The sequence below is a fragment of the Geodermatophilus sp. SYSU D00742 genome (genome assembly GCF_054049935.1).
In genome coordinates, this window is the sequence record NZ_JBJGYJ010000006.1 from 68439 (window position 1) to 86036 (window position 17598).

Below are 17598 nucleotides of genomic sequence, written 5' to 3' on the forward strand. Positions count from 1 at the left end.
AGAGCTCCCAGCCCATGAGGTACAGCGAAGGCGCCGATCTCGACACGTCCGGCGTCCAGGACCGTCGCGGCGGTGGCGGGCTGGGCGGCGGCCGCGGGCTGGCCGTCGGCGGCGGTGGGCTCGGGCTGGTCGGCGTGGTCGTCCTCGTGCTGTTCCAGCTGCTCGGCGGCGGCGGGGACGGCGGCACCGGTGCGGCGCTCGGCCAGCTGGGCAGCCTGGGCCAGGGCCAGACCGCCGACAACGGCCAGCTCGAGGAGCAGTGCCGGACCGGCGCGGACGCCAACGAGAGCGTCGACTGCGCCGTGGTCGCCGACATCGAGTCGATCCAGGACTACTGGACCGGCGTGCTCGGGGACCGCTACCAGCCGACCGTCACCGTCTTCTTCAACGGCTCGGTGCAGACCGGCTGCGGCGGCGCCACCAGCGGCTCGGGCCCCTTCTACTGCCCCGCCGACCAGCAGGTCTACATCGACCTGTCGTTCTTCGACCAACTGCAGTCGCAGTTCGGCGCCGAGGGCGGGCTGTTCGTCAACGCGTACGTGATCGCCCACGAGTACGGCCACCACGTGCAGAACCTGCTCGGCACCGACCAGCAGGTCACGCCCGGCCTCACCGGGCCGGAGAGCGGCACCGTGCGGTTGGAGCTGCAGGCCGACTGCTACGCCGGCGCCTGGGCCCACCACGCCGAGACGGTGCCGGACGAGTCCGGCCGGCCGCTGATCGCCGAGATCACCCAGGACGACGTCGACCGGGCCCTGGACGCCGCCGCCCGCATCGGCGACGACTTCATCCAGGAGAACCTCGGCGGCGGCACCGTCGACCAGGACGCGTTCACCCACGGCTCGTCGGAGCAGCGGCAGCGCTGGTTCACCACCGGTCACGAGACCGGCGACCCGGCGCAGTGCGACACCTTCGCCACCGACGACCTGGGATGAGATGAGCGAGTTCCTCCGCATCGGCCGCGAGGGCGCGGTCGCCGTCCTGACCATCGCCCGGCCCGACAAGCGCAACTCGCTCACCGCCGGCATGTGGGCCGCGCTGCCCGAGGTGCTGGCCGGCCCGGCCGGCGACCCGGGTGTCCGCGTCCTCGTGGTGACCGGCGAGGGGCCGAGCTTCTGCGCCGGCGCGGACATCGCCGACCTGCTCGGTGGCCCGGACCCCGCCGATCCCATGGCTGCGCTGCGGCGCGACAACCTCGCCGCGCAGGCCGCCCTGCGGGACTTCCCCAAGCCGACCGTGGCCATGATCCGCGGGCACTGCATCGGCGGCGGGGTCGAGCTGGCCACCTGCTGCGACCTGCGGTTCACCGACCCGACCGGTGTCTTCGGCGTGACCCCGGCGAAGGTCGGCATCGTCTACACGCCGGAGTCGACCAAGGCGCTGCTGGACCTCGTCGGCCCCGCGCTCACCCGGTACCTGCTCTTCAGCGGCGAGCTCGTCGACGCGCCGACCGCGCTGCGCACCGGGCTGGTCGACCGCCTGGTGGCCGCCGACGACCTCGAGCGCGAGGTGTTCTCCTTCGCCGAGGTGCTGGCCACCCGCTCCGCCCTCACCCAGCGGGCGGCCAAGGAGGTCGTCGCGGCGCTGAGCGCGGGGCGGGACGGGCGTGCCGAGGCCGACCGCTGGTACCGGGAGACGGTCAGCGCCGGCGAGCTGGCCGAGGGGACGGCCGCCTTCGCCGAGCGCCGCCCACCCCGCTTCCCCTGGACCGGGTGAGCGCCCCGTCCACAGCGCCGTGCGGGCGGGCGGCCCTCCCCCTCAGGCCACGGGCAGCCGCTGCTCGTCGGCCTCCACGGCGGCGTTCCACTCCGCCTTCTCCGCGCGCCAGCCCTCGTCGGTGCGGCCCCGCCGCCAGTACCCCGACGCGGACAGCCGCTCGCGCGGCACCAGCCGCTCCACCCGCAGGAACCGGCGCAGGTCACGGACGAAGCCGGCCTCGCCGTGCACGAAGGCGTGCACCTCACCCTCGGGGAGCTCGGCGGTCAGGACGGCGGCGACCAGCGCGGCACCGGGCGCGCCGGCGCGGTGCACCCACTCGACCTCCACACCGGCGGGCGTGTCGAGGTCCTGCTCCTCGGCGGCGTCGTCCACCTCGACGAACACCCGCGCCGCCGTGCCGGCGGGCAGTCGCTCGAGCGAGGCGGCGATGGCCGGCAGGGCGGTCTCGTCGCCGACGAGCAGGTGCCAGTCGACGTCGTCGGCCGGCAGGTAGGCCCCGCCGGGGCCGAGCAGCTGCACCACGTCACCGGATCGGGCGGCGACCGCCCACGGGCCGGCGACGCCCTCGTCCCCGTGGACGACGACGTCGAGGGTCAGCTCCCCCTGCTCGGCGTCCCACGCGCGGACGGTGTAGGTGCGTAGGCAGGGCCACAGTTCGGCCGGCTGCTCGCTGCGCACCTGCTCCACGTCGAAGGGGGCGGTGTAGGGGGCACCGGCCGGTGGCAGCACCAGCTTGACGTAGGAGTCGGTGAACGTCGGCGCGAAGCCGGCGAGACCCGGTCCGCCCAGCACGAGCCGCACGAGGTGCGGCGTGGGGCGCGACGTCCGGAGCACCGTGGCCAGCCGGGGGGTGCGCGGACGGCGCTGGGCCTGCTCGGCCATGGGAGCTCCTCGGAGGGCGAAGGATAGGTGTGCCTCACCTTAGTCCGCCGGTGATGGTGCCCGTGCCGCCGACCGTCCGGTCTCGTTTCGGGTCCTCGCGCCACGGGTACAGCGGCTCCCGCACCGAGGCGCCACCAAGACGCGGTGGGGTCGACCGGCCCGCCGCTCGGCAGCGGGCGCACGGCGCCCCTGGCACCCCCTCCGCCGAGCACGCGACGACGCGGCCGGCGGGCGACACCGCACACCCGGTCCGTTGCTGCAACGGCCCGGGACAGACCCATACCCGCACGTCAGCGACCGACGACCGTCGGCCGGCGATGTGTGGGTGATCGCGATCTGGGTAGCGCCTGCTCTGACCACGACGCATGCCGAGGAGGAACGATGACGCACTCCATCGACACCCCGTTCCCGCCGCCGCCGGCCACCCACGGCACTGGCGCGACAGCGGGTTCGACCAGCACCAGCACCGGCACCACGGGCACGCCGTCCACCACCGACGTCGCCAAGGACGAGGCCCGCAACGTCGGCCAGACCGCGGCCCAGGCCGGCAGCCAGGTCGCCTCGACCGCCGCCGACCAGGCCCGGGAGGTCGCGTACGAGACCAAGGCGCAGGCCCAGGACCTCGTCCACCAGGGCCGCACCCAGCTCCGCCAGCAGGCCGTCGCCTCCCAGCAGCGGGCCGCCGAGGGCCTGCAGGGCATCGCCTCCCAGCTGCGCGGGATGGTCGAGGGCAACGGGGCGCCGTCCGGCCCCGCCCGTGACCTCGTGGACCAGGCGACCAGCAAGGTCGAGGAGTTCGCCGGCTGGCTGCAGAACCGCGAGCCGGCCGACCTGCTCGAGGAGGTCCGCTCCTTCGCCCGCCGCAAGCCGGGCACGTTCCTGCTGGGCGCCGCCCTCGCCGGTGTCGTCGCCGGCCGGCTCACCAGCGGGGTCAAGGCCGCGCACAGCGACTCCGGCTCCGCCACCGGCCAGCACCACGCGACCACGGCCGGCTACACGCAGACCAACTACGTCGAGCCGACGCCGGCCTACTCCGGCTACACCGAGACGGCCGGCTACGAGACGACGACGGGCTACGGCGAGACCGCCGGCTACGGCGGCACCACGGGGACGACGGGCACCGCGCCGGTACCGCCGCCGCCGTACGGCACCGTGCCGCCGGCCGACGCCGCCGTCCCGCCGACCACGTCGGCCGGCTGGGACGACCCCGCACGCACTCCGGGCCGGGGGGTCTGACCGATGTCCTCTCCCTACTCCGGCGCCACGCCGGTGGGGACGCCGCAGGGCTACCCGGACCCGTCCGGGGCCACCGGGCAGTCCAACTACGCGGTCACCCCCGACCAGTCCTACGACGCCCAGTCCGGCGCCATGGGCACGCCGATGACCGACCAGGGCCGTCCCGACGTCGAGGGCACGTCGGTCGGCCAGCTGATGGGCGAGGTCGCCAAGGACCTCTCCACCCTCATGCGCCAGGAGCTCGAGCTGGCCAAGGCCGAGGTCAAGGCCGAGGCGAGCAAGGCCGGCAAGGGCGCGGGGCTCATGGGCGCGGCCGGCTTCGCCGGCTACATGGTCCTGCTGTTCCTCTCCATCGCCCTGTGGTGGGCGCTGGAGAACGTGATGGACGCCGGCCTGGCCGCGCTCATCGTCGCCGTCCTCTGGGGCGTCGTCGCCGCGGTCACGTTCGTCATGGGCCGCAAGCAGCTCAAGACGGTCAACCCCAAGCCCGAGCGCACGGTGGACACCCTCCAGCAGGTGCCCGGCGCCCTGAAGCCCAACTGACCTGCCGTCCACCGGCCCTCTCAGACATCGGAGTACCTGACATGACCACGAGCAACGACCCGGAAGTGATCCGCCGGCAGATCGAGGCCACCCAGCGCGAGCTGAGCTACGACGTCGACGCGCTCAACGAGAAGGTCAACCCCGCCCGGGTGATGGACCGGCGGGTCACCGCGGCCAAGGGCCGCATCACCCGTGCGAAGGAGAAGGTGATGGGAAGCGCGCAGCAGACCCGGTCCTCGGTGATGGGCACCGCCCACGACACGCGGTCGTCGGCCCAGGGCATGGCCTCCAACGCGGCCGGCTCCGTGCAGGGCGCCGCCTCCAGCGCCGCCGAGTCGGTGCAGGGTGCCGCGCAGTCGGCGGCCTCGGCCGTCCAGCAGGCTCCCGACGCCGTCGTCCGCCAGACCCAGGGCAACCCGCTGGCAGCGGGGCTCATCGCCTTCGGTGTCGGCTGGCTGGTCTCCAGCCTCCTGCCGGCGTCGGAGAAGGAGCGGCAGCTCGCGCAGCAGGCCGAGACGGCGGTCCGCGAGAACAAGGACACGCTGCTCGCGCCGGCCAAGCAGGCCGCCCAGGAGATCGGTGACCAGTTGAAGCCGGCCGCCCAGCAGGCGGTGGAGGAGGTCAGGTCCACCGCGCAGGACGCCGCCCAGACCGTGAAGCAGGAAGGGCAGTCCGCCGCGCAGGACGTGCAGGGCCAGGCCCAGCAGTCCCGGGAGACGGTGCAGAGCCGCACCAGCTAGTCCGTCTCCACCCACTCGCCTGCGCCCCGCCGGGACCACACCGGCGGGGCGCAGTGCTGTCCGGAGCCGGGAGGACGGTCCCCTGTTGGGGTGAGGCCGCGGTCGGCGCGCTGCAGCCGCGCGCCGCGGACGCCGAGGTCGCAGGGGACGACGCCACCGGCGCGGGCCCCCGGGCACCGGCCGCCGACCGAGGGAGCCCGCCCGTGCCGACCGCACCCGCTCGCGTGCTGGTCGCCGACGACGAGGACGACATCCGCGCCCTGGTCTGCCTCGCCGTCCGCCGGGCCGGGTGCACCGTCGTTGCGGAGGCCGCCGACGGCACCGGGGCCCTGACCGCCGCCCGCACCGACCCGCCCGACCTCGCCGTCCTCGACGTCTCCATGCCCGGCGCGACCGGGCTGGAGGTGTGCGCCGCCCTGCGCGCCGACCCCGCCACCGCCGGGGTCCGCGTCCTGCTGCTGTCGGCAGGCGCCTCGCCGGACGACGTCGCCGGCGGCCTGGCCGCCGGCGCCGACGCCTACCTCGCCAAGCCCTTCCCGGTGGCGGGGCTGGTCGCCCGCGTCCGGGAGCTGACCGCGGGGGTGTCCGCGTGACCACCGTCGAGCCGGCCCTGGACCGGGAGGTCGCCCGGCTGCGCGCGGAGAACGCCGCCCTGCGCGCGCAGATGCGGCACCGCGACGACGAGCTCGAGGTCGCCACCCGCATGCTGCAGGCGCGGGCGCAGACGATGACCAGCGTCATCGACGCGGTGACCGAGCAGTCGATCGTCGGCACCGACGTCGACGGGGTCATCCGGGTGTGGAACCCGGGCGCCGAGAAGATGCTGGGCCTGCCGCGTGCCGACGTCGTCCGCCGTCGCTCGATCACCGACTTCCACCTGCCCGAGGAGCTCGAGGAGGGCGGCGGCGGGCTCGCGGCCCTGGTGCGGACCGCGCAGGAACAGGGCCACGACGTCCGCGACTGGACCTACGTCGCCGCGGGGGGCGAGGAGCTCACCGTCTCGGTGGCCGTGACCCCACGGACCGACGACACCGGCGCGCACGCCGGCTGGAACTTCGTCGGCACCGACATGACCGAGGCCCGCGCCACCGAGCGGGTGAAGGACCAGTTCGTGAGCCTGATCAGTCACGAGCTGCGCACGCCGCTGAGCTCCATCCTCGGCTACCTGGAACTCGTCCTCGACGACCCGGACCAGCCGCTCACCGACGAGCAGCGGCAGTACCTGACCACCGTGGAGCGCAACGCGCAGCGGTTGCTCCGCCTCGTCGGCGACCTGCTGTTCACCGCGCAGGTGGACGCCGGCCGGTTCAGCCTCCAGCCGGAGGACGTCGACCTGGTCGCGGTGGTCCGTGCCGCGGAGGAGACCGCCCGGGTCACCGCCGCGGCGGCGGGCGTCGAGGTGGTGGTGGACGTGCCGCAGACCGGGCTGGGCGTCCGCGGGGACGCCGTCCGGCTGGGGCAGGCCTGCGACAACCTGGTCTCCAACGCCGTCAAGTTCACCCCCCGTGGCGGCCGGGTCACCCTCACCCTGCGGGAGGCGTGGCGGACGCCGGAGAGCACCGTCGTCCACCATGAGCGGCCGGACGCCGTCCCCGTCGCGCAGCTGGCCGTCCGCGACACGGGGATCGGCATCCCCGCCGGGGAGCAGGCACAGCTGTTCACCCGCTTCTTCCGGGCCTCGACGGCCCGCCGGCACGCGGTGCCCGGGGTCGGCCTGGGCCTGGCGATCACCGGGGCCATCACGACCGCCCACGGCGGCACGCTGGAGGTGACCAGCACCGAGGGCCGGGGCACCACCTTCACCCTGACGCTGCCCCGCTAGCGTCCGAGCCGCTGGTCTGTCCAGCTCCGCGAGCCTCCCCGGGACCTGGTCCCGCGGGAGGCTTGCGTCTTTCTTGCGGGAGGCGGGCGGGTGGCCTGCGGTTGGGGCCGGATCGTCGTCTGTGTCGCCGGAACAACCCGTTCCGGCCCCTCGGGCAGGAGATCCGCAGATGAGCACCAAGCCCCGCACCACCACCCGCAAGGTCGTCGGCTCCCTCGGCGTGGTCGGCGTCGCCGCCGCCGTGGCCGGCCTGGGCACCTTCGGCGCCTTCACCGACTCCACCACCCCGGTCTCCACCCAGGTCACCACCGGCCACGTCGACATCAACCTGGCCGTCCCCAGCGCCGCGATCCCGGTCACCACCGCCGGCTTCCTGCCCGGTGACTCGCTGAGCCGCGCGGTCACCCTCTCCAACGACGGCGACTCCGCGCTGTCCTCGGTCAACCTGGCCGTCACCACCTCCACCAGCCCCGCCAACATGCTCACCACCGACACGACCAACGGCCTGCAGCTGTCGCTGAAGTCCTGCTCGGTGCCCTGGACCCAGACGCTGACCGCCGGCGCACCGACCTACGCCTGCACCGGCGGCACCGAGCGCAACCTCGGCTCCGGCCCGGCCGTGAGCAACCGTCAGCTGGACAACCCCGACAGCCTCACCGCCGGCAAGAAGGACCACCTGGTCTTCACCATCTCGCTGCCGACCAGCGCCGACAACACGTTCCAGAAGCAGACCGCCGCACTGAGCCTCACCTTCTCCGCCCAGCAGCGCACCGGCACCGCCCGCTGACCACCGCTGCGCCGAGCTGACCGGAGAAACCCGCCATGACCGCCGTGCTCCCCCTCGCCACCCCCGGGACGGCCCCTCCGCCGCTCCCGACCGCGCGCGCCCGCCGGCCCGCCACCGGGCGCCTGCTGCGTCCCGCCCTGCGACTGGTCACCCGCTGGCTGGTGCGCCTGCTCATCGGCACGGCGGTGCTGGCCTTCCTCGGCCTGGCCGTGGGCCCGCACCTGCTCGGCTACCGCACCCTCACCATGCTCACCGGCTCCATGGCCCCGGCCATCGACACCGGCGACATCGTCCTCACCACACCCCTCGACGTCACCGACGTCCGCGAGGGCATGATCATCACCTACCACATCCCCGTCGGGGACCGCAGCCTGGTCACCCACCGCGTCCTCACCGTCGACCACGCCGCCGACGGCACCGTCACCGTGCAGACCAAGGGCGACGCCAACGACGCCCCCGACCCCTGGACCGCCGTCCTCCAGGGCGACACCGCCTACCAGGTCCAGGCCGTCATCCCCGCGGCCGGCCACCTCATCACCGCCCTGCGCACCCCCTGGCTCAGCCACCTGCTCGTCTACGGCGCCCCCACCCTCCTGGCCGGCTGGCTCCTGCTCACCATCTGGCGCCCCACCACCCACACCCAGGAGGACCAGCCGTGAAGCTCAACCGTCGGGCCCTGCTCATCCGTGCCGACGCCCTGGTCGACGCGGTGGAGGGGCAGGACCGCTCCGCTCCTCCGGACCGGCACCGGGACGAGGACTGGCCCGTGTTCCGGCTCTCCTCCCGCACCTCGGGCGCCGACCGGCGTCAGGGGACGACTCCGCTCGCCGAGGGGGGGTCCCCGTGCTGACCGCGCTCGTCGTCGACGCCGACGGCACCGACCGCGCCCGGGTCGCCGGCCTGCTGCGGCTCACCGGCTGGGAGGTCCACGAGGCCCCCGGCACCCGCGAGGCCCTCGCCCTGGCCCGCCGACTGGACCTCGACCTGGTCGTCACCGACCTGCCCGCCCCGGCCGGCGAGGGGCCCGCCCTCCTGCGCCGCCTGCGTCTGGCCGGCTGCCGGGCCCACCTCGTGGCCGTCGCACGGGACGCCGCCGAGGAGGAGCGCCGGGCCGCACTGGCCGCCGGCGCCCTCGCCTGCCTGCCGGGGCCCGTGGGGGCCGAACTCCTGGTCGACCTCCTCCGCGACCGGACGTCGGCGCCACAACCGGCGATCGAGGTGGGGGAACTGCACGACGAGGACGTCGAGGCCGACCTCATGGGCCGGCTGCAGGAGATCTACGCCAGCGCCCTGCCCGACCGGCTGACCGCCATCGCCGACCGCGCGGGGGCCGGCGACGCGCCCGCCCTGGCCCACGCGTCCACGACGCTCGCCGGGACCAGCGCCCAGCTCGGCCACCCGGAGGTCGCCGCGGTCTGCCAGGCGATCGCCCGCGACGCCCGGCGCGGTGTCCTCGCCCACGACCTCGTCGTCGAGCTGCAGGCGGTCGCCGGCGCCTGACCCGACCACGGCCCCGTGCGCCGGCGGCCTGCGGACGTGCCTCCCCGGGACCTGGTCCCGCGGGAGGCTTGCGTCTTTCTTGCGGGAGGCGGGCGGGTGGCCTGCGGTTGGGGCCGGATCGTCGTCTGTGTCGCCGGAACAACCCGTTCCGGCCCCTCGGGCAGGAGATCCGCAGATGAGCACCAAGCCCCGCACCACCACCCGCAAGGTCGTCGGCTCCCTCGGCGTGGTCGGCGTCGCCGCCGCCGTGGCCGGCCTGGGCACCTTCGGCGCCTTCACCGACTCCACCACCCCGGTCTCCACCCAGGTCACCACCGGCCACGTCGACATCAACCTGGCCGTCCCCAGCGCCGCGATCCCGGTCACCACCGCCGGCTTCCTGCCCGGTGACTCGCTGAGCCGCGCGGTCACCCTCTCCAACGACGGCGACTCCGCGCTGTCCTCGGTCAACCTGGCCGTCACCACCTCCACCAGCCCCGCCAACATGCTCACCACCGACACGACCAACGGCCTGCAGCTGTCGCTGAAGTCCTGCTCGGTGCCCTGGACCCAGACGCTGACCGCCGGCGCACCGACCTACGCCTGCACCGGCGGCACCGAGCGCAACCTCGGCTCCGGCCCGGCCGTGAGCAACCGTCAGCTGGACAACCCCGACAGCCTCACCGCCGGCAAGAAGGACCACCTGGTCTTCACCATCTCGCTGCCGACCAGCGCCGACAACACGTTCCAGAAGCAGACCGCCGCACTGAGCCTCACCTTCTCCGCCCAGCAGCGCACCGGCACCGCCCGCTGACCACCGCTGCGCCGAGCTGACCGGAGAAACCCGCCATGACCGCCGTGCTCCCCCTCGCCACCCCCGGGACGGCCCCTCCGCCGCTCCCGACCGCGCGCGCCCGCCGGCCCGCCACCGGGCGCCTGCTGCGTCCCGCCCTGCGACTGGTCACCCGCTGGCTGGTGCGCCTGCTCATCGGCACGGCGGTGCTGGCCTTCCTCGGCCTGGCCGTGGGCCCGCACCTGCTCGGCTACCGCACCCTCACCATGCTCACCGGCTCCATGGCCCCGGCCATCGACACCGGCGACATCGTCCTCACCACACCCCTCGACGTCACCGACGTCCGCGAGGGCATGATCATCACCTACCACATCCCCGTCGGGGACCGCAGCCTGGTCACCCACCGCGTCCTCACCGTCGACCACGCCGCCGACGGCACCGTCACCGTGCAGACCAAGGGCGACGCCAACGACGCCCCCGACCCCTGGACCGCCGTCCTCCAGGGCGACACCGCCTACCAGGTCCAGGCCGTCATCCCCGCGGCCGGCCACCTCATCACCGCCCTGCGCACCCCCTGGCTCAGCCACCTGCTCGTCTACGGCGCCCCCACCCTCCTGGCCGGCTGGCTCCTGCTCACCATCTGGCGCCCCACCACCCACACCCAGGAGGACCGGCCCTGAGCCCGAGGGGACCGGGAGGGGACCGGCGTCACCAGCGGGGAGCCCGCGGCCGTCGACCGGCACGCTCACCGGCCCGCGGCCGGGTCGGCACCTCCGGACCTCGGCGACGTCGGCTGCAGGTACCACCCGACATGACAGCGGGTCCGGACCTCGAGGAGGTCCGGACCCGCTGTCGTGTCGTGGGGCGGTTCAGGCGACGAGGCGGTAGCCGACCCCGCGGACGGTGCGGATCTCCGGTGAGGACAGGCCCGCCGCCTGCAGCTTCCGGCGGAGGTTGGACATGTGCGCCTCGACCAGGCGGACGCTGCCCTCCCAGTCGGTCTGCCACACCTCCCGCAGCAGGGTCTCCCGCTGCAGCACGCGGCCCGGGCGGGAGGCCAGGGCCGCGAGGAGGTCGAACTCGGTGCGGGTCAGGTCGACCACGGCGCCGTCGACGCGGACCTCGCGGCTGTCCTCGTCGACCTCCAGCTCGGCCAGCTTGCGCACCGACTCCTCGACCGGAGCCGGACGCGGCTCGGGGACGCGGGGCCGGCGCAGCAGGGCCTGGACGCGGGCGACCAGCTCGCGGGGCGAGAACGGCTTGGCCATGTACCCGTCGGCGCCGACGGCCAGGCCGATCAGCAGGTCGACCTCCTCGGCGCGCGCGGTGAGCATGAGGACGTAGCACTCGCTCTCGGCGCGGATCCGACGGCACACCTCGGTGCCGTCGGCGTCGGGGAGCCCCAGGTCCAGGACGACGACGTCGGGCGCGGCACGCCGGATCTCGACCATGGCCTCGGCACCGGATCCCACCGCGCGGACGTCCATCCCCGCCTTGCGCAGGACCGTGCAGACCAGTTCCCGGATCTCCTCGGTGTCCTCCACGACGAGCACGGACTGCTCGGGCACGACCACTCCCTCCGCTCGATCAGCGATCACGGCGACGGCGGTCCCGTCACCTGAGCGGGTGATCGGCAGTGCCCGGACCGCCCTTGAGCCGCCGTCCGAGGCGTCCCCCCAACGGATGAGGCCGCCGCGGGGCACCGGCCCCCGCGCGACCGGGCCCGCAGGCACGAGCCCGGGAGGGAGGCACCCGGTCATCGCCGGAGCTCCACCGCGACGGACTCGATCGGCGCCGTGCGGCGGCGGTGGACGGCGTGCACCGCCAGACCACGGTCGGCCCCCAGCCGGGTGACCGCGTCGACCACCGGCCCGTCCGCACCGGCCGTCATCAGCGAGAAGGCCACGACGACCCGACCGTCGCAGGCCAGCACGCGGTCGACGACGTCCCAGGTCCGCGGTGCCCCGGCGTCCCAGAACGCGCGCACGTCGAACGACACGACGACGTCGAACGGCCCGCTGCCGAGGTCGGCGTCGAGCAACTGCGCCGCCTGCAGCCGCACCCGGCCGGCCTCGACCGCCGCCCGGTTGCGACGAGCGGCGGCGGCGACCATCGCCGGCGAGCGGTCCAGGCCCAGCACCTCGGCACCCCGCCCCGCCAGGAGCGCGACGAGCACGCCGTGCCCGCAGCCCACCTCCAGCACCCGCTCCCCCGCCGACGGCGCGACGACGGCTGCGGCCCACGCCAGCCGTTCCGAGGGGGCGGCCACGGCTCAGCTCAACCGGCGGGTCCCCGGCGGCAGGACGCCCCCACCGACCAGGTCGGCGACGCAGTCCTGCAGTGCGGTCAGCGCCACCCGCTGCGGGCCCGGGCCGGTCGACACGCGCGCGACGCCCAGCTCCTGGAGCTCGCGCACCGACGGGGACACCCGCGGGACGGCGAGCACCGACAGCCGGCCGGGGCCGAGGCCGTCGACGAGCGCGGCGATCTCCGCCCGGTCGACCACACCGGGCACGAAGACGACCGGCGCACCGGCGTCCAGGTAGGCCCGGCCCCGGCGGACCGCCTCCTGCAGGACCGCGCCGCGGTCGGCGTCCGGAGCCGCGTGCAGGACGACGTCGGTGCGGGCGTTGAGCACGAAGTCGACGCCGACGGCGCGCCCCGCGGCGAGCACGGCCTCGACGGCGGCGACCGACTCGTCCAGCGGCCGGGACGCGTCCTCCAGGTTGCCGCCGACGACGCCCGTCGCGATGGCGCGGCGGGCGGTCTGCCCCGGGTCGCCGTACCCGGCCTCCATGTCCATGCTCACGGGGAGGTCGACCGCGGCGGCGATGCGCCCCACCATGTCCAGGTGCAGGTCGAGCGGGATGCGCTCGCCGTCCTCGTAGCCGAAGGTCGCCGCGACGGCGTGGCTGGCCGTGGCCAGGGCCGTCACCCCGGGCGACTGCGCGACCACTCTCGCCGACGCGACGTCCCAGACGTTGGCGAGCACCAGGATCCCCGGCGCGCGGTGCAGGTCCAGCAGGGTGCGGGCGCGGGCGGCGAGGTCGGGCACGACGCCGAACCTAGGTGATCACGCCGGCGGTGGTGCGGCGTTCCCGCGGGAACGGCTCACCCCGTTGGGGGTCCGGCCGGCGCGAGCGGCTCCACCACCGGTCGCCGATGGCCGACGTGGAGGGAGCCCGACCCCGAGGGCGCCGCCGGGGCCCGATGCCCCGCCCAGCAGGAGGACCGCCATGATCGGCCTCACCCGCCGCACCGGCGAGCAGTGCCGCCTCGACCCCGACCACATCGAGCGGGTCGAGGCCCGGCCGGACACCGTCGTCCACCTGACCGACGGGGCCAGGTACTGCGTGCTGGAGACGATCGACCAGATCGTCGCGCGGATCCGCGAGGACCGCGCCGGCGTGATCGCCGCGTGCTACGTGCTCGACCGCGGGGAGGACGCCGACCCGTTGGGTCTCGGGCGCACCCCCGTGGCGCCCGAGGTCCACGGGCCCGCACCGGCCATCCCGCTCCGGTGGTCCTGACCGCGACCGGCACCACCGTGGTCCGGTGAGGAGCCCGGCCCCCGGTGCGCTCGGCCCGTCCCGGAACCAGGCGGCAGCCCGGCGAGGTCGCTCCCGCAGGTGAACCGGACGTCGGCGGTCACCCGGCGCAGTGACGACGACGCCCGGGCGGGCCATGATGATCCGGTCACGAGCCCTCGTGACGGTGGTGCGAGGCCTCGACCCGCGGAGCTCCGGATGACGAGCCCGAGCCGTTCCGCCGACCACCCACGCACCTGGCGGCTCGTCGCGGTGGTGGCCGTGGCCTACGCCGCGGGATCGGGCATCTCCTTCGGGCTCTTCTCGGCCTCGGACGTCGGCGCGGTGCTGTTCCCACCGGCCGGCGTCACCCTCGCCGCCCTGGTGCTCACCCGCCCGCGGGCGTGGCCGTGGGTGCTGGGCACGGTGGTCGTGGTCGAGATCGGGATGGACGTCGCCTACGACCTGCCGCTCCCCTCGGTGGTCGGCTTCGTGCTGGCCAACACCCTGGAGCCACTCGTCGGCGCCACCCTGGTGCGCCGGTTCGCGCCGGACCTCGATCTGCACCGCCGCCGCGACCTCGGTGTGTTCATCGCGTGCGCGGTCGTCGCAGGCCCGCTGGTGGGTGCCTTCGTCGGGGCCACCACCAACGACCTGGCCCTCGCCCGCGACTGGTTCGCCACGTTCTTCCCGTTCTGGGCAGGGGACGGGCTGGGCGTGCTCACCGTGGCCGGGACGGTGCTGACCTGGCGGGCCGGGGCCGAGCGGGCGTCCCTCCCCACCGCCGCGCACCGGCTGCTCCTCGCCGCGGGAACCGCCGCGGTGACCGCCGCGGCGTTCTGGCCGATGACCGTGCGCCTGGCCTACCTGCCCCTGCCGCTGCTCGTGCTGTTCGCCTTCCGGTACGGCGTCCCGGTCGTCGCCGCCGCCGGGCTGGCCATGACCCTCGCCGCCAACGTGGTGACCGCCGCCGGCCGCGGCCCGTGGGCGTCCCTGGCCGCCGGACCGGACGCGGGGCACGCCAGCCTCCAGCTCTTCCTCGCCGTCGCCGTCCTGACCGCCTGGCTGCTCGCCGTCGAGATCGGGGAACGGCAGCGGGCGAGCACGGTGTCCCTGCGGGAGGCCGCGATGCGCCGGCGGGTCGAGGCGCTGCAGGAGGTGACCGCAGGCCTGGCCACCGCCGCGACGACCGAGGCGATCGCGGAGGTGCTGGTCCGGCGCGGCACCCGCCTCGTGGCCGACCACGGCGTGGTGGGCGTGCTGTCCCCCGACGGCACCCGGTTGCGCACCTGGACCGCCGAGGCCGACGACCCGGTCGAGCTCGCGCTGGACGCGCCCGCCCTGGTCGCGGCGGCCGCCCGCCACGGGACCGCGGTGACCGTGTCCGCCCCGACCGGGCTCCGGACGGCGTTCCCCGCGGGCCTGGCCGGCGAGGCCGTCGGGCGGGAGGACCGGCACGTCCCCCACGTGGGCAGCGCGCTGGCGGTGCCCGCCCGGATCGGTGCGGTCACCGTCGGGGCGCTCGCCTTCGGCTTCGGGTCCGACGCCGCCGTGGACCCCGACGTCTCCGCCGTCGCCGGCACCCTCGCCGAGCTGATGGCCCAGGCACTGCTGCGCGCCCGGCTGTACGAGAAGGAGCACGCGGCCGCCCACGAGCTCCAGCGGGCGTTCCTGCCGGTCGTGCCCGGCCACCGGCCCGGCGTCGACATCGCCGGCTGCTACCGCCCGGCCGACCAGGAGCACGACGTCGGCGGTGACTGGTACGACGTGTTCGCGCTGCCCGACGGGCGGACCGGGTTCGTGGTGGGCGACGTCGTCGGCCACGACCTGCCCGCCGCCGCCGCGATGGGGCGGCTGCACGCGGCGCTGCGGGTGATCGCCGGCGGCCGGCACGCCGGTCCGCGGCAGGTCCTCGAGGCGCTCGACGAGGCGTGTCCCGGCATCCCCGGAGCGGCGTTGGCCACGCTCGGCTACGGGGAGTACGACCCGGCCACCTGCACCCTGCGGTACGCGTGCGCGGGGCACCCTCCGCCGCTGCTGGTGGCGGGCCACCGGGCGCGCTACCTGATGGAGGGCCGCTCCACCCCGCTGGCGGTGACGGACGGCCCGCGCACCGAGGCGGAGCTGGTCGTGCCGGCCGGCGCGATGCTGCTCTGGTACTCCGACGGGCTGGTCGAGCGGCGCGGCAGCGACCTGGACGCCGGCCTGGAGCGGCTGGCCTCCGTCGCCGGGACCGTGGACGGCGACGACCCGGCGGTCTGGCGGGACGTCGTCATGACCGAGCTGACCGGCGACCGGCCCCTGCAGGACGACGTCGTCCTGCTCTGCCTGCACCTGCGCGGCGGCGACGAGGCGGACGGCGCGGCGCTCCCCGGCTCCGAGGTCCCCCGCCGTCGCGGGCTGGGCCTGGTGCCGGACGGACCGGCGGCTGAGCACGGCCGGGAGCGCAGCCCCGGACGCACGCCGGAGGTCGGGGACCGGAGCGTGTCGACGGCCGACACGCCGACGAACCCTGTGTCAGGTACCTGACACAGGCGTACCGTCGCCCGGATGACGGCGTCGTCCCCTCCACCGCACGGGGTCTTCGACGTGGTGGTGCTGGCCGCCTCCACCGGCGGCGTCAGGGCCCTGAGCACGGTCGCCGGAGGGCTGCCCGCGACCTTCCCGGCACCGGTCCTGGTGGTCCAGCACCGCGCCGTGGGTACGCCGGAGCTGTTGAGCGACATCCTGCGCTCGCGGTCCGCGCTGCCCGCGCGGACCGCCAGGCCGGGTCCCCTGCAGCCCGGGGTCACCGTCCTCCCGGCGGGGACCAGCGCGGGCCTGAGCCCGGCCGGCCTCCTGTCCCTGCGGACCACCCCGTCGAACCGGAGCGCCGACGAGACACTCGCCGCCGCCGCGGCCGCTTTCGGCGCCCGGGTGCTGGCGGTGGTCCTCACCGGCCGGCTGTCCGACGGCGCCGCCGGCGTGCGCGCGGTCAAGCGCGGCGGTGGCCGGGTGCTGGTGCAGGACCCCGAGGACGCCGAGGCACCCGGCATGCCGAACGCGGCCCTGGCGACCGGCTGCGTCGAGCACGCCCTCCCGCTCCGCCTGATCGCGCCCGCGCTCGTGGCGTACACGATGGCACCCGGCGGTGCCGACCTGCTCGCCGTCCCCGTGCCGCCGTGGGCGCGGCTGGGGCCGGCGCCCCGCGTCCCGGCGTGACCGCCTGCTCACGGGGGTCGTCCGCGACGACCGGGACCGACGGGGCGACCGTCCCGAGAGGTGGACGCATGGACACACCGTCCGGGTCACCGACCCCTGATCCCCGCCGCAACCTGCTCCTGCGCGGGCTGCCCGAGGAGGAGTACCAGCGGTTCGTGCCCGCGCTGGAGGTCGTGGAACTCGACGTCCGCGACCAGGTCTCGGAGCGCGGCAAGCCCATCGAGCACCTCTACTTCCCCGTGGACGCCGTCCTGTCGCTGCTGGCCACCGTCGACGGCGAGGCGGCGGTCGAGGTGGCCACGATCGGCTACGAGGGCATGGGCGGCCTGCCGGCCTTCCTCGGCAGGACGGAGAGCCCGCACGACTCCTTCTGTCAGGTCGCCGGGTCGGCGCTGCGGCTGCCGACGGCCGAGCTGCGCCGGTTCCTGTCCACCGACGGCGCCCTGCACGACCTGCTGCACCGCTACACCCAGGCCACCATGGTCCTGCTCGCCCAGAACGTGGCCTGCAACCGGCTGCACACCACCGAGGAGCGCTGCGCCCGCTGGCTGCTGCAGACCCGCGACCGGGTGGGCGGCGACGAGTTCGCCCTCACCCAGGAGTTCCTCGCCCAGATGCTCGGCGTACGGCGGGGCACCGTCTCCCTGACGGCCGGGGTGCTGCAGCAGGCGGGGGTGATCCGCTACACCCGAGGGCGGATCACCGTCGTCGACGCCGACGGCCTGCACGACGCCGCCTGCGACTGCTACGACATCGTCCAGGCCGAGTACCGGCGCCTCACCGCAGCCCCCGGGGTCTGACCACGGCCCGGGGACCGGGCGCTCCTCCGTGCGCCCGGACGGCGTGCTGTCGTACGCCCGGCGTCGCCG

21 protein-coding genes are annotated in these 17598 nt (G+C 75.4%); 17 read left to right on the forward strand and 4 right to left on the reverse strand.

Going from position 1 to position 17598, the window contains the following annotated elements; genetic code table 11:
• The first annotated feature begins 14 nt into the window (after nt 1-14).
• The gene (gene ypfJ, locus ACI78V_RS06075) at nt 15-935 is read left to right on the forward strand and encodes a KPN_02809 family neutral zinc metallopeptidase (protein ID WP_456849912.1); all 921 of its coding nucleotides are present in this window, start codon (nt 15-17) and stop codon (nt 933-935) included.
• Between the two features lies 1 nt (nt 936).
• Nucleotides 937-1716, forward strand: coding sequence for an enoyl-CoA hydratase/isomerase family protein (locus tag ACI78V_RS06080; protein ID WP_456849914.1), 780 nt, complete (start codon nt 937-939; stop codon nt 1714-1716).
• Between the two features lie 42 nt (nt 1717-1758).
• On the opposite strand, the gene ACI78V_RS06085 is transcribed toward ACI78V_RS06080, so the two are convergent.
• Nucleotides 1759-2601 carry a siderophore-interacting protein gene (locus ACI78V_RS06085; RefSeq protein ID WP_456849916.1) on the reverse strand — a complete coding sequence of 281 codons (843 nt, stop codon included), beginning with the start codon at nt 2599-2601 and terminating at the stop codon, nt 1759-1761.
• 381 nt (nt 2602-2982) lie between these two features.
• Between ACI78V_RS06085 and ACI78V_RS06090 the strand changes: the two genes are divergently transcribed.
• The 11 genes from ACI78V_RS06090 (at nt 2983) to ACI78V_RS06140 (ending at nt 10681) form a co-directional block, all read left to right on the forward strand.
• Nucleotides 2983-3837 (forward strand): hypothetical protein, encoded by an 855-nt coding sequence (locus tag ACI78V_RS06090; protein ID WP_456849918.1) that lies wholly within the window; start codon nt 2983-2985, stop codon nt 3835-3837.
• Nucleotides 3838-3840: 3 nt separating this feature from the next.
• Complete coding sequence (locus ACI78V_RS06095; protein WP_456849920.1) at nt 3841-4380, forward strand: phage holin family protein; 540 nt, start codon at nt 3841-3843, stop codon at nt 4378-4380.
• A gap of 41 nt (nt 4381-4421) precedes the next feature.
• Entirely contained in the window at nt 4422-5120 is a 699-nt protein-coding gene (locus ACI78V_RS06100) for a DUF3618 domain-containing protein (protein WP_456849921.1), read from the forward strand.
• Nucleotides 5121-5323: 203 nt separating this feature from the next.
• On the forward strand, nt 5324-5713 hold the full coding sequence (locus tag ACI78V_RS06105) for a response regulator (RefSeq protein WP_456849923.1): 390 nt from the start codon (nt 5324-5326) through the stop codon (nt 5711-5713).
• Complete coding sequence (locus ACI78V_RS06110; RefSeq protein WP_456849925.1) at nt 5710-6942, forward strand: sensor histidine kinase; 1233 nt, start codon at nt 5710-5712, stop codon at nt 6940-6942. The genes ACI78V_RS06105 and ACI78V_RS06110 overlap by 4 nt, the downstream gene beginning before the upstream one ends.
• Nucleotides 6943-7111: 169 nt before the next feature.
• Nucleotides 7112-7729 (forward strand): TasA family protein, encoded by a 618-nt coding sequence (locus tag ACI78V_RS06115; RefSeq protein ID WP_456849927.1) that lies wholly within the window; start codon nt 7112-7114, stop codon nt 7727-7729.
• Between the two features lie 35 nt (nt 7730-7764).
• Nucleotides 7765-8388 (forward strand): signal peptidase I, encoded by a 624-nt coding sequence (locus tag ACI78V_RS06120; protein WP_456849929.1) that lies wholly within the window; start codon nt 7765-7767, stop codon nt 8386-8388.
• Nucleotides 8385-8579: a hypothetical protein gene (locus ACI78V_RS06125; protein ID WP_456849931.1), complete on the forward strand. Its 195-nt coding sequence runs from the start codon at nt 8385-8387 to the stop codon at nt 8577-8579. Before ACI78V_RS06120 ends, ACI78V_RS06125 begins: the two co-directional genes overlap by 4 nt.
• The gene (locus ACI78V_RS06130; RefSeq protein WP_456849933.1) at nt 8573-9229 is read left to right on the forward strand and encodes a response regulator; all 657 of its coding nucleotides are present in this window, start codon (nt 8573-8575) and stop codon (nt 9227-9229) included. Before ACI78V_RS06125 ends, ACI78V_RS06130 begins: the two co-directional genes overlap by 7 nt.
• Nucleotides 9230-9404: 175 nt before the next feature.
• Nucleotides 9405-10022: a TasA family protein gene (locus ACI78V_RS06135; protein WP_456849927.1), complete on the forward strand. Its 618-nt coding sequence runs from the start codon at nt 9405-9407 to the stop codon at nt 10020-10022.
• Between the two features lie 35 nt (nt 10023-10057).
• Nucleotides 10058-10681 (forward strand): signal peptidase I, encoded by a 624-nt coding sequence (locus ACI78V_RS06140; RefSeq protein WP_456849935.1) that lies wholly within the window; start codon nt 10058-10060, stop codon nt 10679-10681.
• Nucleotides 10682-10870: 189 nt separating this feature from the next.
• On the opposite strand, the gene ACI78V_RS06145 is transcribed toward ACI78V_RS06140, so the two are convergent.
• The 3 genes from ACI78V_RS06145 to ACI78V_RS06155 all read right to left on the reverse strand — a co-directional run bounded on the left by ACI78V_RS06145 (nt 10871) and on the right by ACI78V_RS06155 (nt 13056).
• Nucleotides 10871-11569: a response regulator transcription factor gene (locus ACI78V_RS06145; protein ID WP_456849937.1), complete on the reverse strand. Its 699-nt coding sequence runs from the start codon at nt 11567-11569 to the stop codon at nt 10871-10873.
• 188 nt (nt 11570-11757) lie between these two features.
• Complete coding sequence (locus ACI78V_RS06150; RefSeq protein ID WP_456849939.1) at nt 11758-12270, reverse strand: class I SAM-dependent methyltransferase; 513 nt, start codon at nt 12268-12270, stop codon at nt 11758-11760.
• 3 nt (nt 12271-12273) lie between these two features.
• Nucleotides 12274-13056 carry an isocitrate lyase/PEP mutase family protein gene (locus ACI78V_RS06155; protein ID WP_456849941.1) on the reverse strand — a complete coding sequence of 261 codons (783 nt, stop codon included), beginning with the start codon at nt 13054-13056 and terminating at the stop codon, nt 12274-12276.
• Nucleotides 13057-13237: 181 nt separating this feature from the next.
• Here ACI78V_RS06155 and ACI78V_RS06160 point away from each other — a divergent pair, with 181 nt between their 5' ends.
• The 4 genes from ACI78V_RS06160 (at nt 13238) to ACI78V_RS06175 (ending at nt 17529) form a co-directional block, all read left to right on the forward strand.
• Complete coding sequence (locus ACI78V_RS06160) at nt 13238-13531, forward strand: flagellar FlbD family protein (protein ID WP_456849943.1); 294 nt, start codon at nt 13238-13240, stop codon at nt 13529-13531.
• A gap of 216 nt (nt 13532-13747) precedes the next feature.
• Entirely contained in the window at nt 13748-16057 is a 2310-nt protein-coding gene (locus tag ACI78V_RS06165) for a SpoIIE family protein phosphatase (protein WP_456849945.1), read from the forward strand.
• Between the two features lie 21 nt (nt 16058-16078).
• Nucleotides 16079-16729 (forward strand): chemotaxis protein CheB, encoded by a 651-nt coding sequence (locus ACI78V_RS06170; RefSeq protein WP_456849947.1) that lies wholly within the window; start codon nt 16079-16081, stop codon nt 16727-16729.
• 68 nt (nt 16730-16797) lie between these two features.
• Nucleotides 16798-17529 (forward strand): Crp/Fnr family transcriptional regulator, encoded by a 732-nt coding sequence (locus tag ACI78V_RS06175; RefSeq protein WP_456849949.1) that lies wholly within the window; start codon nt 16798-16800, stop codon nt 17527-17529.
• Nucleotides 17530-17598: the final 69 nt, after the last annotated feature.

Bases quoted from the DNA above. Each gene is read 5' to 3' on its own strand.
- ACI78V_RS06115 (WP_456849927.1), top strand. From the start codon at position 7,112: ATGAGCACCAAGCCCCGCACCACCACCCGCAAGGTCGTCGGCTCCCTC.
- ACI78V_RS06170 (WP_456849947.1), top strand. From the start codon at position 16,079: ATGACGGCGTCGTCCCCTCCACCGCACGGGGTCTTCGACGTGGTGGTG.
- ACI78V_RS06140 (WP_456849935.1), top strand. From the start codon at position 10,058: ATGACCGCCGTGCTCCCCCTCGCCACCCCCGGGACGGCCCCTCCGCCG.
- ACI78V_RS06090 (WP_456849918.1), top strand. From the start codon at position 2,983: ATGACGCACTCCATCGACACCCCGTTCCCGCCGCCGCCGGCCACCCAC.
- ACI78V_RS06120 (WP_456849929.1), top strand. From the start codon at position 7,765: ATGACCGCCGTGCTCCCCCTCGCCACCCCCGGGACGGCCCCTCCGCCG.
- ACI78V_RS06160 (WP_456849943.1), top strand. From the start codon at position 13,238: ATGATCGGCCTCACCCGCCGCACCGGCGAGCAGTGCCGCCTCGACCCC.
- ACI78V_RS06100 (WP_456849921.1), top strand. From the start codon at position 4,422: ATGACCACGAGCAACGACCCGGAAGTGATCCGCCGGCAGATCGAGGCC.
- ACI78V_RS06085 (WP_456849916.1), bottom strand. From the start codon at position 2,601: ATGGCCGAGCAGGCCCAGCGCCGTCCGCGCACCCCCCGGCTGGCCACG.
- ACI78V_RS06080 (WP_456849914.1), top strand. From the start codon at position 937: ATGAGCGAGTTCCTCCGCATCGGCCGCGAGGGCGCGGTCGCCGTCCTG.
- ACI78V_RS06135 (WP_456849927.1), top strand. From the start codon at position 9,405: ATGAGCACCAAGCCCCGCACCACCACCCGCAAGGTCGTCGGCTCCCTC.
- ACI78V_RS06175 (WP_456849949.1), top strand. From the start codon at position 16,798: ATGGACACACCGTCCGGGTCACCGACCCCTGATCCCCGCCGCAACCTG.
- ACI78V_RS06165 (WP_456849945.1), top strand. From the start codon at position 13,748: ATGACGAGCCCGAGCCGTTCCGCCGACCACCCACGCACCTGGCGGCTC.
- ACI78V_RS06095 (WP_456849920.1), top strand. From the start codon at position 3,841: ATGTCCTCTCCCTACTCCGGCGCCACGCCGGTGGGGACGCCGCAGGGC.
- ypfJ (WP_456849912.1), top strand. From the start codon at position 15: ATGAGGTACAGCGAAGGCGCCGATCTCGACACGTCCGGCGTCCAGGAC.